The sequence below is a fragment of the Marivirga arenosa genome (genome assembly GCF_030503875.2).
Classification (GTDB): Bacteria; Bacteroidota; Bacteroidia; order Cytophagales; family Cyclobacteriaceae; genus Marivirga; species Marivirga arenosa.
The window spans coordinates 2239998-2254507 of sequence record NZ_CP129968.2; the positions used below are offsets into that span (position 1 = coordinate 2239998).

14 protein-coding genes are annotated in these 14510 nt (G+C 32.8%); 13 read left to right on the forward strand and 1 reads right to left on the reverse strand.

Going from position 1 to position 14510, the window contains the following annotated elements:
- Positions 1–42 precede the first annotated feature (42 nt).
- The 13 genes from QYS47_RS09715 (at position 43) to QYS47_RS09775 (ending at position 13529) form a co-directional block, all read left to right on the forward strand.
- Positions 43–3138 carry a tetratricopeptide repeat protein gene (locus QYS47_RS09715; RefSeq protein ID WP_322345811.1) on the forward strand — a complete coding sequence of 1032 codons (3096 nt, stop codon included), beginning with the start codon at positions 43–45 and terminating at the stop codon, positions 3136–3138.
- Positions 3119–4828, forward strand: a complete 1710-nt coding sequence (locus QYS47_RS09720; RefSeq protein ID WP_322345812.1) for a TonB-dependent receptor — start codon at positions 3119–3121, stop codon at positions 4826–4828. The genes QYS47_RS09715 and QYS47_RS09720 overlap by 20 nt, the downstream gene beginning before the upstream one ends.
- Before the next feature lie 155 nt (positions 4829–4983).
- Positions 4984–5766, forward strand: coding sequence for an SPOR domain-containing protein (locus QYS47_RS09725; RefSeq protein ID WP_308356747.1), 783 nt, complete (start codon positions 4984–4986; stop codon positions 5764–5766).
- An 11-nt stretch (positions 5767–5777) separates the two neighbouring features.
- Positions 5778–6455: a MotA/TolQ/ExbB proton channel family protein gene (locus QYS47_RS09730; RefSeq protein ID WP_308356746.1), complete on the forward strand. Its 678-nt coding sequence runs from the start codon at positions 5778–5780 to the stop codon at positions 6453–6455.
- Positions 6456–6465: 10 nt separating this feature from the next.
- Entirely contained in the window at positions 6466–6861 is a 396-nt protein-coding gene (locus tag QYS47_RS09735; RefSeq protein WP_322345813.1) for an ExbD/TolR family protein, read from the forward strand.
- Positions 6854–7708 carry a hypothetical protein gene (locus tag QYS47_RS09740; RefSeq protein ID WP_322345814.1) on the forward strand — a complete coding sequence of 285 codons (855 nt, stop codon included), beginning with the start codon at positions 6854–6856 and terminating at the stop codon, positions 7706–7708. Before QYS47_RS09735 ends, QYS47_RS09740 begins: the two co-directional genes overlap by 8 nt.
- Complete coding sequence (locus tag QYS47_RS09745; RefSeq protein ID WP_322345815.1) at positions 7709–9013, forward strand: bifunctional folylpolyglutamate synthase/dihydrofolate synthase; 1305 nt, start codon at positions 7709–7711, stop codon at positions 9011–9013.
- Position 9014: 1 nt separating this feature from the next.
- Positions 9015–9680, forward strand: coding sequence for a tRNA (guanosine(46)-N7)-methyltransferase TrmB (gene trmB / locus QYS47_RS09750; protein ID WP_322345816.1), 666 nt, complete (start codon positions 9015–9017; stop codon positions 9678–9680).
- On the forward strand, positions 9668–10330 hold the full coding sequence (locus QYS47_RS09755; protein ID WP_322345817.1) for a phosphatase PAP2 family protein: 663 nt from the start codon (positions 9668–9670) through the stop codon (positions 10328–10330). Before trmB ends, QYS47_RS09755 begins: the two co-directional genes overlap by 13 nt.
- The gene (locus QYS47_RS09760; protein ID WP_308356741.1) at positions 10327–11262 is read left to right on the forward strand and encodes a succinylglutamate desuccinylase/aspartoacylase family protein; all 936 of its coding nucleotides are present in this window, start codon (positions 10327–10329) and stop codon (positions 11260–11262) included. The genes QYS47_RS09755 and QYS47_RS09760 overlap by 4 nt, the downstream gene beginning before the upstream one ends.
- Position 11263: 1 nt before the next feature.
- A complete protein-coding gene (locus QYS47_RS09765; RefSeq protein ID WP_322345818.1) occupies positions 11264–11872 on the forward strand; it encodes a sugar transferase in 609 nt (202 codons plus the stop codon).
- A gap of 164 nt (positions 11873–12036) precedes the next feature.
- The gene (locus QYS47_RS09770; RefSeq protein WP_322345819.1) at positions 12037–12741 is read left to right on the forward strand and encodes a response regulator transcription factor; all 705 of its coding nucleotides are present in this window, start codon (positions 12037–12039) and stop codon (positions 12739–12741) included.
- Positions 12742–12809: 68 nt separating this feature from the next.
- Positions 12810–13529, forward strand: coding sequence for an SDR family oxidoreductase (locus tag QYS47_RS09775; protein WP_322345820.1), 720 nt, complete (start codon positions 12810–12812; stop codon positions 13527–13529).
- Between the two features lie 59 nt (positions 13530–13588).
- On the opposite strand, the gene QYS47_RS09780 is transcribed toward QYS47_RS09775, so the two are convergent.
- A complete protein-coding gene (locus QYS47_RS09780; RefSeq protein ID WP_322345821.1) occupies positions 13589–14443 on the reverse strand; it encodes a M57 family metalloprotease in 855 nt (284 codons plus the stop codon).
- Between the last annotated feature and the right edge of the window lie 67 nt (positions 14444–14510).

The following is a 14510-nucleotide window of genomic DNA, read 5'->3' on the forward strand; positions in this document are numbered from 1 at the left end:
CGATTATTTAATATAATTTAGGTATTGCATACAACAGGAAGTATGATTAAAAATATTTTAATAGCAGGAATTCTAATAGCATTCCCATTTACTCTTTTTAGCCAATATGCTTTTGTAAATGAAGGTGAAAATGACATTTACAGTAATGCATTATCTTTATATAAGGATAAACAATATTCTGCTGCTCAACATAAATTCGAAGAATATGTTCAGCATAAAAATGCAGATCAGTTAAAGGCTAAAAATGCAGAATATTACGGTGCCTTAATATCGATTTACCTTTATCAAAATGATGGGGAAAAGAGAATTAAATCCTTTGTAGAATCAAATCCCTCACATCCTAAAGCCCTTGAGGCTTATTTTGAACTGGCAAACTTCTATTTCCGGGAAAAGAATTATGCAAAAGCCATTCAATACTATCAAAAAACCGATGATAGTGTTTTAAATGAAGAGGATCAAAAAGACTATCAATTCAAATTAGCTTATTCCTATTTTAGCAGAAGAGCATTTGATGAAGCATTACCTCTTTTCAATCAATTGAAAAGAAGAAATAATGAGTATCAATCTGCTGCAAATTACTACGCAGGATACATCAATTTTAATCAAGGGAATTTTGATAATGCATTAATTGATTTAGAAAGGGCTGCTGATAATGATACTTACAAAGTCTCTACTGCCAATATGATTGCCAACATCTATTATCAAAAAGGAGATTATAAGGCTTTAATAGAACATGCTGAAACATTACTTCCTCAGTTAAGTAGGATTGATGCTTTGAATATCAAATTGTTAATAGGAGATGCTTATTTCAATCAAAATGATTACAGCAAAGCAAATCAATATTTTCAGGAATACAGGGATGCGAGCAGATCAAAGCTTGATCGGGAATTATTATATCGAATGGGGTATGTAGCCTACCAGCAAAAAGACTTTAAAGAAGCAATTCAATTATTTGAAGAAGTAGGTATAGAAAAAGATTCTCTATCTCAATTTAATGCTTATTATTTAGGAGAGCTATATCTTAAAAATGAGAATTACAGATATGCCGCAAATGCCTATGAGCAAGCAAAATTGCTAGATTTTAATAGGGGCATTACTGAAGAAAGTCACTTTCAACTTGCGAAGCTTTATCTACAAGAATCTAATGTATCAAAAGCAGTTTCTGAATTAAAATCTTTTATATCACAATACCCGAATAGTAATTATGTAACGGAAGCTAAGGAATTATTAAGTGAAGCTTATTTAAATTCAAATGAATACAATCAGGCAATTGAGTTTATAGAGTCCATCCAAAGTAAATCTTTAAAGCTAAAACAAGCCTATCAGAAAGTTACCTTTTTACAGGGTGCAGAATACTTCAACCAGGCGAATTATTTCAGGGCAGTTCAGTTATTTCAGAAATCTGTAGAATATCCTCAGGATAAAACATTATTAGGAGAGACTTACTTTTGGATGGGAGAGTCATATTCCACGGGAAAAAAGTATCAGGACGCCATCAATGCATACCAAAAATCATTTAATTATAGTGTTGAAAATGATGATTGGTTTTTAAGTTTAAATTATGGAATTGCTCATGCATTATATAATGATAAGCAATTTGAGAAAGCATTAGGGTATTTTAATGCTTATGTTAAAAATGGAAGAAAATTAATTTACTATCAAGATGCTTTAATTCGATTAGCGGATTGTTATTATGTGACTAAATCTTATGAATTAGCATTAGATTATTATCAAAGGGCGATAGGTGAGAAGAATGCTAATATTGATTATGCTTATTTTCAAAAAGGAGTTATTAATGCGATAAATGGAAAAAATACTTTAGCGAACCAGAGTTTTGATAAGATAATAAATGACTATAAAAACTCGAATTATTACGACAATGCGATTTTTCAAAAAGCGCAATTGGCATTTGAATCCGGGCAGTACCAAACTGCAATTAATGGGTTTACAAATCTTTTGAAAAATCTACCACAAAGTCCTTTAAGACCCTATTCATATGCTAAAAGAGCGCTTGCCTATTTTAATTTACAGCAATATGAAAAAGCTGAAGGTGACTATAAGCTAATCCTTAATAATTATTTGACTCATTCCACAGCAAATGGTGCATTAGCCGGTTTGCAGGAATTATATGGCATTATGAATAAGGAGGAAGATCTTGATCAATATCTAACAGCCTATAAAAATGCTAATCCGAATGATGGGGAAGTAACTAAAATTGAATTTGATGCTGCTCAGTCATTGTATTTTAATCAAAAGTACGATCGTGCCATTGCTTCTTTTCAAGCTTACATTAACAATTATCCTGATCATTCATTGACAGCAGATGCTAAATACTATCTAGCGGATTCCTATTACCGAAATAACCAATTCAATGAAGCCTTGGATCTATTTTACGAGGTAGTTGAATCCAATAATACGGCTTTTAATAAAAGATCAATTCTTAAAATAGCAGAAATAGAATTACAGAATAAAGCCTATGATAAAGCAAGATTATACTTCTCAAAATTACTAGATAATTCAGAGAATAAGAAAGATAAATTCAATGCTTATACGGGTTTAATGGAGATTGCTAAATCTCAATCTGATTATAGTAAAATGATTTATTATGCTGATTTAATTATAAAAGAAGCAGCCGTTAATGCTAATGCGGTTAATGAAGCCTATTTAAATAAGGGAATGGCTAACTATTATCAAGGAAAGTATGATGAAGCAAAAGTGAGTTTCCAAAATGCTGTAAATGCAGCAAAGGATGAATATGCGGCTGAATCAAAATATATGATATCCTTGATGCAATATAATTCTGAGGAATATCAGGAATCCATCAATACCTTGTTTGAGTTGAATAAAACGTATAATTCTTATTCAACATGGTTAGGCAAATCATTTTTATTAATAGCGGATAATTATTATGCAATGAGAGAGTCTTTTCAGGCTAAGGCAACCTTGAATTCTATTATTGAGAATTCAGATTCTAAAATTTTAAAAGATGAAGCTCAATTAAAGCTTGATTTGATTAAAGAGGAGGAGGCCAGGCTAGATGGGATTGAAACGGATAATATTTCAAGTGAAAAGAATGATAGCATTAGCAACTCATTAGAAATGAATGAAGTAATTGAAAATGACTCAACGAAGAATTAATATGTTAAAATATGTTTTAATTGTCATTTTAAGCTTTCCAATAGCTGTTTTAGCTCAGGATAATTGGAATCAAGAAGGTGATCTAGAGGATTCTCAGGTGATCATTGAGAAGGATAGAAAGATTGATTTAGCAAGGGTAAATAGAGATTTTAAAAAAGTGCCGAATGCTAAATCAAGTCAATCTTCCATTGATGTGAAATTCAATTCAAAACAGTTTATTCCTGAACTTAATAAATTGTCTCCTCGGATTAGAGTTTTGACTATTCAAGATGAAAAACTTGAGAAATTATATGGAAGCCAAGTAAAATTAGGGGGTGGAAATTATGGAGCTTCATATTTTGAAGGCAATTTCTCTAGCAAAAGAAATAAAGATAAAAGCTATGGTTTAAATCTACTACATCAAAGCTTTGCTAATGGACCTATTGATGGAAGGAATTCAGGCTCCGGATATCAAAACATAAATCCATATGGAAAATTTATATTTCAAAATGCAGCTCTTTCAGCTGACGCATTTTATGAAAGAAATAATAACTATTTGTATGGTTATGATACAACCTTAGTAAATGAAGTAGATCGAGATAGTATTCAAAGAACCTATCATTCAATTGGAGCTAATATAAAACTAGAAGATCGAAATGATAATTCTAATTACCATTATAAGTTGGGCTTAAATACATATCAACTATTTTCTAATATTGAAAATTCAGAGTTTTCATTTAACTATGCCTTAGATAATAGTTATGATATTAATGAAGACATCTCTGCCTATTTCAATCTAAATGGATTTCTCTCTAACCTTAATTTCAATGCAATAGATTCTAGTCAAAATAGGAATTTAATTCGTTTCCAACCTGGCATCTATTATAATTGGAATGATTTGAGAATAAAGGCGGGAATTATTATTGCCTATGAAAACGACACATTAGAGAATTTGGGCAAGACACATCTTTTTCCAGATTTGAATGCTGAGTATACTGTGTTCGATAAATTAAGTTTATTTATTGGAATTAAAGGTGATATAAGAGCAAATCAATATAGAAGCTTCTTAAATGAAAATCCTTATTTAGACAATACCATTCCAGTATTTAATACTTTAATGCCTGTAAAATTCTATGGTGGAGTGAATGGTGCCATCAGTAATGTATTAGGCTATGAAGTAGGAGGAAGTATTGCATCTGTTCAATATAATTACGGTTTTACTGCTATTTTTGATGAATCGGAGGGTGAATTAAGATATGCTCCTAGATATTTTATAGATAAAAATACCGAAGCCAATGCTTACTTGGCATTATCTACCAATCTAGATAATTTGAATATAGATTTAAGAGGAGACTATTTCTATTATAATGTTGGCGATAATCAATTAATGCCATTTAGACCACAGTTTCAACTCAAGCTGAATTCAGATTATCTAATTGCTGACAAACTAAAAATAGGATTGAATGCACATTTACAAGGTGCTATGAACAATGAAAATATATTCTTAGAAGAAAATGCTAATTATTCCTTTAATATAGATGAAGCTATACCACCCATATATGATTTAGGAATAAAATTAGCATATCAATTGAGCAATAGAAGCCAGATTTTCTTACATGCTAATAACCTGATAGCCAACAAATATGAGTATTTCTTGGGTTATCCTAACCGTGGGTTCCAAGTTTTGGGAGGTTTCACATATTCATTTTAATGTTTTTAAAATCAATATTTGCCATTATATTTGATTTTTGTAATTAAATGTACTTATAAATAAGTATTGATTTTATTGAAAAATTATAGTTTATTGATAAAGTATTATGATTTTTTAATACTTTTAAGTTAGAGTAAACCTTAAATTACCAGAACATGGCCAAGAAGGACAAAAAAGACGAAGAGTATAAAGACGAAAACTTACATAATGGACCGGATCAAGATGATGAGGATTTCGGTTTGCCTGATTTAGATGATGAAAGCGATTCTGATCAATCTGATGACTTCAACACTACTGAGGATGATAAAGAGGTAGAAACTTCATTTGATACTTCAGAAACCTCAGAGACTTCTGATGAGCCTTTTTCCATGGAAGATTATGATCCAAATCCATTTGGAGACGATGATGATGAAACTCAAGAAGAACCAACTGCTACTGAAGAAGAAAAAAAGCCAGTAGCTTCTTATACTCCACCTAAAAAGCAATCAGCTGCTCCGATTATTATTACCTTATCAATTATTATAATTGCTGCAGTTGCTTTAGTATATTTTTTCTTCCTAAAAGAGCCTGAAAAAGAGCCAGTAGTAGAAGAGCCAGTTCAAGATACAACAACTTATGTGGTTGAAAAACCAGTTGAGCCTGAAGAACCAGAAGTTATTGAACCTGAAGAACCAGAAGTTGGAGTAGTGAATACACTAAATTCTAGAACAGGTCGTTCATATGTTGTTGTAGGAAGTTTCTTTGATGAAGATCTTGCGAAGGACTATGCAGAAGAACTTATAAAAGATGGAACGAATGCTTATATCATTCCTCCATTTGGAAAAAGTAAATTCAATAGAGTGGCTATTGAAGAAACTGAAAGTTTTGCTGCAGCTAGTACAAGAGCTACAGAATTATCAGGACAATTTAAAGAACAACCTTGGCCTTTGAAATATTGATAAAATAAAATATGACACTATTACAAGTTACTACCCTTGCAGATTCTGCAGCGGTAAACGCTCAAGAAAACAGCGTTAATTTGTTTGACTTACTTTTAAAAGGGGGATATGTTATGATTCCCCTTTTGTTATTATCGGCAGCGGCAATTGCAATTTTTGTTGAAAGAGTATTAACCATTAAGAAATCTTCCAAGACACCGACTGGCCTTCTAGATCAGGTAAAATCCTTGGTTTCTGATGGTAAGATTGATGAAGCAAAAATGCTATGCAGTCAAAATGAAACCCCCATAGCTAAAATGTTAGAGAAGGGAGTTTCTAGAATTGGTAGTCCTCTTAAAAACATTGAGGTGTCTATCGAAAATGTAGGAAAAGTAGAGATTTACAGATTAGAAAAGAATCTTTCTCTATTAGCTACAATATCAGGTGCGGCACCTATGATTGGTTTCCTAGGGACTGTTACGGGTATGATTCAAGCTTTTATAGCCATTGCACAGGAAGAAGGCTCAGTTAGTCCTAAATTATTATCTGAAGGGATTTATGAGGCCATGATCACAACGGCTGTAGGTCTTTCGGTGGGTATTATTGCTTATTTAGGATATAATTACTTAGTTACTCAAGTTCAGAAAGTAATCCATAAAATGGAATATACTTCGGTTGAGTTTATTGATTTATTACAAGAATCTAAATAAGTAAGGTGCTATGTCAATGAAATCAAGACATAATGTAGATCCAGCATTTAGCATGTCATCGATGACTGACATCATATTTTTGTTGCTTATATTTTTCATGCTTACTTCTTCTTTTATTACGCCTTCTGGTTTACCGGTTAATTTGCCTTCCAGTAAATCTACCAATATCGTAATGCAAAAAGTTAGCGTTACGATAACAGCAGATATGCTTTATTTCGTTAATGATAGGAGAGTTGCTGTTTCTGACCTAGAAACTGCTATTCAAAGAGAATTAAGAAATGCGGACGAAGGAGTTGTAGTTTTACATATCGACAAAACTGTTCCTACAGAATATCTAGTAAAAGTAGCAGGAATAGCAGCCTCATTAAAAGCAAAAGTATCAATTGCTGCACAACCGAATGAGTGATTATGTACATAGAGAAAAGAAAAATCGGATAATAGGAATATCCGTATCATTAGGGCTACACATATTGCTGCTCCTGCTATTCCTATGGGTAACCGCTTGGAAGGAGCCTTATCCACCTCTTCCAGAATATGGGATAGAATTAAATATAGGTATGGATAATACGGGATCAGGTGATGAACCCATTGCAAGTCAAGAAACGGAAGTGACTGAAGAAGAGCCTGTTGAAGAAGTACAGGAAAATACCGAAGAGTCAGTTGATGAAAGTGCTGAAACCGAAGAAGTGATTGATGAGAGTGAGAATACTACTGAAGATGTAGCAGAAGAAACTGTTGAAGAGGTAGTTAGTAATCAAGAATCACCTGTAAAGGTTGAAGAGAAGAAAGAAGAAAAAAAGCAGGAAAAAACTCAAAAAGAAGAAGTAGAAGAGAAGAAAGAAGAACCAAAAGCCAATCCTAATGCTTTATTTCCTGGTAATAATGATTCACAAGGAGAAACTACCAACAACAAAGGGGATCAAGGAAATTCTGACGGGCAAGTAGATGCTGAGGCTATGATGGGGCCTCAGGGTGGTGGAAATGGAAGCTCATTGGATATGGCCGGTTGGAAATGGGATTCTCCTCCCAGACCAAATGATACTTCACAGCAGAGTGGTAAAATTGTATTTGAGATTAGAGTAGACGGAAATGGAGAGGTCATTTCTGTACGGGCTATTGAGACTACTGTATCTGCTGAGGTGGTTAAAATTTACCAAGATGAAGTAGCTAAATTAAGTTTCAGCAGAACGTCAGGAGGTAGAACTGCTCCTCAATCTAAAGGAACCATTACATTTTTGATTCGATCTAATTAAATGATGACCTATCAAGAAGCAGAAGCTTTTTTATTCGAGCAATTACCCATGTTTCAGAGAGTAGGTAGTGCTGCTTATAAAAAAGACTTACACAACACAATTGAATTATTAAAATACTTAAATAATCCTCATGAAAAGACGAGGTATATTCATGTTGCAGGTACGAATGGTAAGGGGAGTACCTCATCATTTCTTGCATCGGCTTTAAAAGAAGCAGGCTATAAAACAGGCCTCTATACTTCTCCTCACCTTAAGAGCTTTACAGAACGAATGAGGATTAATGGATTACCAATTCCAGAATCTAGAGTTATTCAATATGTAGAAAAGTTTAAACCTATAATTGAATCATTAAAACCTTCATTTTTTGAATTAACAACTGCAATGGCATTCGATTACTTTGCTGAAGAAAAAGTGGATATTGCGGTGATTGAAGTGGGCATGGGAGGTAGATTAGATTGTACTAATATCATTAATCCAGAATTATCAATTATCACTCAAATTGGTTTAGACCACCAGCAATTTTTGGGTGATACTGTAGAGGAAATCACAAAAGAGAAAGCGGGTATAATAAAAGAAAAAACCCCTATTATTACTTCAGTGAATGAAAATGAACTTAGGTTAATTATTAAATCTATTGCTGATTCCAAAGGGGCTCCGTATAACGATGCTTCCAAATATTATGATATTTCTACAATAGAGGAGACGATCCCACATTGGAAATGTAGAGCAAATAGTCTTAAAAACGATTTATCCATTGATTTTGAATTAGGAATGTCAGCAAGCTATCAATTGCAAAATCTTAAATCTGTATTTACGGCTATTGACATTTTGAATGAACAAAATTATAGCATTTCAGAGCAACATATTAAAGATGGCTTAAAAAATGTAATAGTAAATTCGGGTATAAAAGGAAGATGGCAACGGATATCAAATGATTATAACAAAGCGAAGATTATTGCTGATACTGGCCATAATTATGCCGCTTTTGAACATTTGATAAAGATGATAGATAAAGAAGAAAAGGAAAAACTTCATTTCGTTTTTGCCTCTGTAAATGACAAAAAATTAGATGAGGTTTTATCTATACTTCCGAAAAATGCATGCTATTATTTTACTCAAGCAAAAATACCAAGAGCATTAGAGGCTTCAATTCTAAAAAACAAAGCTTCGGAATATGATTTACTAGGTGAAAGATATTCTTCAATTGAAGAAGCTTATGAGGCTGCTAAAAAAAATGCTAGTGACAAAGACTTAATTTTTGTAGGAGGTTCTACCTTTGCAGTCGCTGAAATTCCTGAATTATAAAATGAGTAGACAGAAGTTAAAAAGGTTTGAAGATTTAAGAAATCGTCATAATGTAATTGAGTATGATGATGATAGATATTCTAACATTAAATCAAATTGGGCTAATGAAATCTTTAAAAATTCAAATCCTATCAACTTAGAGTTAGCATGTGGAAGAGGCGAGTATTCGATTGGGCTTGCTAAGGAATTTCCAAATGAAAACTTTGTAGGTGTCGATATTAAAGGGGAAAGGCTTTGGCAAGGGAGCACAAAAGCCTTAGAGGAAGGTTTAGAAAATGTAGCATTCGCCAGAAACTTCATTCTAGATTTGGAACAAATGTTTGCTAAAGGTGAAGTAAAAGATATTTGGATTATTCACCCAGATCCTAGGCCTAGAGATAGAGATGAAAAAAGAAGGTTGACTTTTCATAGGTTTTTGGATATATATAAAAACATACAAGGAGGAAATGGTCGTGTACATTTAAAAACAGATAATACTCCTTTATACGAATGGACTTTGAATGAAGTGCTTGCCAACAGAACTGATTTTAAAGACTTACATTTCATGGATGATTTACATAATTCAGTATATTTAGAAGAGCATTATGGTATCAGTACTCGCTATGAAAGGAAATTTTCAAAAGCGGGTGAAACCATTAAATACTTAAGATTTGAATGGAAAGTATAAAAGATAAACTACAGAGTCCTGCATTTTTAATGTTTGTACTTTACTTTTTGACTGCTATTTCTTTGGTTCTATTTTTTGAGAAAGGAACTTTCATTTTATGGCTAAATCAAAAGCATAATCCTTTCGGAGACTCCTTTTTCAGTTTTATCACCTTGGTAGGTGAGTGGCATATATTTGTAGTGGTGGGCATTATATTGCTCATGTATAGATTTTATTATGCTATACTGTTAACCTTAACAGGGCTCATTCATTTTTTAATTATCCAGTTTTTAAAGATTGTCGTTTTTAAAGCACCTCGTCCAGCAGATTATTATGCCGATAAATTAAGCTCATTTAATTTAGTGGAAGGAGTTGATTTGAAAAGCCTTTATGCAATGCCCAGTGGCCATACAGCTTCAGCTTTTGCATTAGCTACTATTTTGATTTTAATAACTAAAAACAAATTATTACAAGTGATTTATATGCTGATAGCTATACTAGTTGCTGTATCAAGAGTATACCTATTCCAGCATTTTATGGTGGATACACTAGTTGGAGCTTCAATAGGATTACTAGTTTCAGCCATAATCTGGTGGTACCTTTCTTTTAAAAATAAATCACTTCTATATAATAACAATCGATTACATAGAGGTTTAATCTTCAATAAATGAATATAAATGGTGTAGAAATAGCGCCAGGTGAAGAGAAAGTGGTTGATGTAAATATTGCACGTTTACCTTCTCATACTCCTATAGACGTTTCCATAACAATTGCTAGATCATCAGAGCCAGGCCCTACATTATTACTGATGGGAGGATTGCATGGTGATGAGATTAATGGTTCGGAAATCGTAAGAAGGATAATTGAAAAAAACGAACATATCCCGAAAATAGGTTCTGTAATATGCATCCCCATTATAAATGTATATGGATTCATTTATTTTTCAAGGTATGTACCAGATGGAAAAGATGTTAACCGATCATTCCCCGGTAATAAAAATGGATCTTTAGCTGCAAGAATGGCTTATTTCTTAACTAAAGAGATTTTGCCAGTAATCGATTATGGTATAGATTTTCATACAGGCGGTGCAGATAGAACAAATTATCCTCAAATAAGATGTATGATGAAGGATGATGTGAATGTAGAGTTGGCGAAAGCCTTTCATGCTCCTTTCACTTTGGATTCAAAGTTTAGACCTAAATCATTAAGACAGACAGCTAATAAATTTGGTAAAAACATATTAGTTTATGAGGGGGGTGAATCTTCCAGGTTTGATGAGTACGCTATCAAAGAAGGAATCAATGGAGCAAAAAGAATGATGAAACATTTAGGAATGAGGGATGAGGCAGAAAATGCACCATATCAGAATTTAATCATTAAAAACTCTTCTTGGGTGAGAGCTAAGAAATCTGGAGTGTTTTTGTCCGCTGTAAAAAGTGGGGATGCAATCAAAAAGAATCAATTATTAGGTCATATTCATGATCCTTTTGGTGGCTTTAAAAGTAAAATTAAATCTGTTGTAAATGGTTATGTCATCGGTTTAAATCATAATCCAATAGTTCATGAAGGTGATGCAATAATGCATTTAGGAGTAATCAAATAATATGTATAGGAATTTCATAAAGCCTTTTTTCGATAAGCTTATTGCATTAATTGCACTTTTGGTAGCTAGTCCAATATTCATTTTAGTGGCTTTATTATTAGCAATTTTTCAAAATGGGAAAGTCTTTTTTACTCAAAGAAGACCTGGCAAAAATGAAAAAATATTTATGCTTGTTAAATTTAAAACTATGCGTGATGATAAGGATGAGCAAGGAGAATTATTACCCGATGCGGACCGCCTTACCTGGATTGGTAAAATAGTTAGAAAGACCAGCATGGATGAGATACCGCAGCTACTAAATATTCTAAAAGGGGATATGTCATTTATAGGCCCCAGACCATTATTGGTAGAGTATCTTTCATTGTATAATAGCGAGCAAGCGAAAAGACATCAAGTAACGCCAGGTATTACAGGATGGGCTCAGGTTAATGGAAGAAACACCATAAGCTGGAGCAAGAAATTTGAATATGATATATGGTATGTTAATAACCAGTCTTTTTGGCTCGATTTAAAAATCATCTTTTTGACTATTTTTAAAGTATTCAAAGCGGAAGGAATTAGTGCAGAAGGAGCAGCTACTATAGAAAAGTTCACGGGTAATAATGGTTAGTGTATTCCTAGATTATCCGTTTATTATCAATTTTCGCAGTTTCGGTTCTCAATATTAAGCCTATTTTAACAAGAGGTTATATTCATTTTAATTTCATTATTTGGATGTACTACTAATTATATTTTTTACAAACTTAGTAGAGAGTTAATTGGAACAGACAAAAAATGAACCCTGCTAAAACAGCCATAATTGCTGATGATGATAAAAATACGCTTAGAGATTTAGTAGATGTATTAGAATCTGAAAATTTTAATGTATCCCTTGCTCTGGATACAAATCATGCCATTCAACTTGCCAACAAAATCCAGCCTTTACTTGTCATCTCAGAAGTTGCTAACCAGAATTATGATGGTATCAGCTTATTCAAATATTTCAAAAATCAGCAAAATAATTGTAAGCATGATCCTACATTAATTGCGTTAACATCCAATTCTGATGAACAGTATGAGATATTGAGTTATGATACAGGAATTGATTTCTTTTTGAAAAAACCATTGAGAAAAATGGCTTTTAAACATAGAATATCAAAATTTTTTAATGATGAAGAAATCACTTCTGGAACTGCTTCTATGGAGGATTATCAAATCCGAGATTTGCATTTTGATATCAAACACCATTTACTTTATAAGCTTCCAAATAGAAATCAAATAGTTATTCAATCCAAATCATTTGATATTCTATTGCATTTGGCAAAATACCCTAACCAAGTATTTAAAAGAGAACAATTATTAGAAGATATTTGGGGAGGTGAATCAAAAGTTAGTTTAAGGACGGTTGATATTCACATCCTAAAAATAAGACAAGCTTTAGGTGATGAATATATCAAAACTATTAAAGGTGTAGGCTATATTTTTAAGCTTAAAAAATAATATTCCTCACTATTTTCTGTAACCTATCGAATTTGAATCAGTTGTTTAAATGAAAATAAAATCAAATTATGCAAATTATAGAAAATAAAACAGCACTAATTACAGGTGGAAGTAAAGGAATAGGGTATGGAATTGCTGAGGCATTACTTGCTAAGGGTGTAAATGTAGCTATTACAAGTAGAAGTCAAGAGGCAGCAGATAAAGCTGCAGAATCTTTAGCGAAAAATGCTAAAGGTGAGGTTTTAGGGCTTCAGGCTGATGTAAGATCATTCGAAAATCAACAAACTTGTGTAAATGCTGTATTAGACAAATGGGGTAAGCTTGATATTGTTATTGCGAATGCAGGTCTAGGTCATTTTGCTCCCGTAGATGAAATGGAAGTCGATCAGTGGAATGAAGTGATCGATACAAACTTAACGGGTGTATTCTATACTATTAAATCTAGCGTTGAAGCATTAAAGAAAAATGGTGGTTATTTCTTCACTATTTCTAGTTTAGCGGGTACTAATTTCTTCCCTTCAGGTTCAGCATATAATGCCAGTAAATTTGGGTTAACTGGATTTACACAAGCTGTCATGATGGATTTAAGACAATATGGTATCAATGTTTCCACTATAATGCCGGGTTCTGTAGCTACTTACTTTAATAATCATGAACCTAACGAAGATGATTATTGGAAAATACAGAAAGAGGATATTGGTAAGATGGTAGTAGATTTATTAGAATTAAATCCGAGAACATTGCCAAGCAAAATAGAGGTAAGGCCAAGTAGACCTCCTCAAAAATAATAGATATAAAAAAAGGTCAGCATTTGCTGACCTTTTCTAATATACCGTAAAACTAGGTTTTAATATAAAAATTCTAGTGCTACTCTATCAAACTGACCAAATTCACCATCTTCATTTGCACTAAAGCAAGCTAGCATTAATGAATTAGGGTCGATATCAGTAGGAGTACCAGGAATATGAATTGCACCAACTCCAGCAGTACCTTCACTTCCGCCTGTACCACAAGAGAAAGAACGATTGAACCAGTCAGTGTGTCTTAATCCAACTGAATGACCTATTTCATGACCTATAACGTGTTCTACTACGTTGGTGTCAAAATTACTAGTTCCAGATTGGATTTGAATGAATTTGTTTGGATTACCTCCACTAGGGAAACCTGCGCTTCCACCACCGGATCCGTTTACTCTGTAAACAACCATATCAAAAGGGCTGAAGTTTGAACCAAAAGTAAGAGTGAACGTTAAGCCAGTATTTAATGCGTTATAATTATCTATTGCCCATGATAATGCAGTTCTCATCTTAGAATCTAATCCATTTGCATTATTTGCAGTGTAACCGATTACATTAATTGTTCGATTTTGACTTACTAGGTTTGAAGTTCTATATTGTTCTGCAAATTTTCCTGTATGAAAAATTTCACTATTAGACATTTCATCTAATTGTTCCTGACTTATTAAGATATCACCTTCAACAACATAGTTGAAACCTTGATCACCAGTAAGAGGATTATTGAATTTTTCTTTGTAAACATCAGAAGGATCAAAGCCTAATTGGGTCAATTGCTTTATTACTTGATCAGAAACAACTGTGTTGTCTACTTGATTTGCCATTTCGTCTTCTTGGCATGAAGTCATTAGTAGTGTTGTCATTACGAAAGCAATAGCAAGCGTAATGCCTTTTCTTAAATTTGTCATAACTTTTATAAAATTTTGATTAGGTTTGCAACATATTGTAATTATTTCGAAAAGGAAAAATATTACA

Bases quoted from the DNA above. Each gene is read 5' to 3' on its own strand.
- QYS47_RS09730 (WP_308356746.1), top strand. From the start codon at position 5,778: ATGACACTATTACAAGTTACTACCCTTGCAGATTCTGCAGCGGTAAAC.
- QYS47_RS09765 (WP_322345818.1), top strand. From the start codon at position 11,264: ATGTATAGGAATTTCATAAAGCCTTTTTTCGATAAGCTTATTGCATTA.
- QYS47_RS09775 (WP_322345820.1), top strand. From the start codon at position 12,810: ATGCAAATTATAGAAAATAAAACAGCACTAATTACAGGTGGAAGTAAA.
- QYS47_RS09760 (WP_308356741.1), top strand. From the start codon at position 10,327: ATGAATATAAATGGTGTAGAAATAGCGCCAGGTGAAGAGAAAGTGGTT.
- QYS47_RS09725 (WP_308356747.1), top strand. From the start codon at position 4,984: ATGGCCAAGAAGGACAAAAAAGACGAAGAGTATAAAGACGAAAACTTA.
- QYS47_RS09740 (WP_322345814.1), top strand. From the start codon at position 6,854: ATGAGTGATTATGTACATAGAGAAAAGAAAAATCGGATAATAGGAATA.
- QYS47_RS09770 (WP_322345819.1), top strand. From the start codon at position 12,037: ATGAACCCTGCTAAAACAGCCATAATTGCTGATGATGATAAAAATACG.
- QYS47_RS09735 (WP_322345813.1), top strand. From the start codon at position 6,466: ATGTCAATGAAATCAAGACATAATGTAGATCCAGCATTTAGCATGTCA.
- QYS47_RS09745 (WP_322345815.1), top strand. From the start codon at position 7,709: ATGATGACCTATCAAGAAGCAGAAGCTTTTTTATTCGAGCAATTACCC.
- QYS47_RS09755 (WP_322345817.1), top strand. From the start codon at position 9,668: ATGGAAAGTATAAAAGATAAACTACAGAGTCCTGCATTTTTAATGTTT.
- QYS47_RS09720 (WP_322345812.1), top strand. From the start codon at position 3,119: ATGACTCAACGAAGAATTAATATGTTAAAATATGTTTTAATTGTCATT.
- QYS47_RS09780 (WP_322345821.1), bottom strand. From the start codon at position 14,443: ATGACAAATTTAAGAAAAGGCATTACGCTTGCTATTGCTTTCGTAATG.
- trmB (WP_322345816.1), top strand. From the start codon at position 9,015: ATGAGTAGACAGAAGTTAAAAAGGTTTGAAGATTTAAGAAATCGTCAT.
- QYS47_RS09715 (WP_322345811.1), top strand. From the start codon at position 43: ATGATTAAAAATATTTTAATAGCAGGAATTCTAATAGCATTCCCATTT.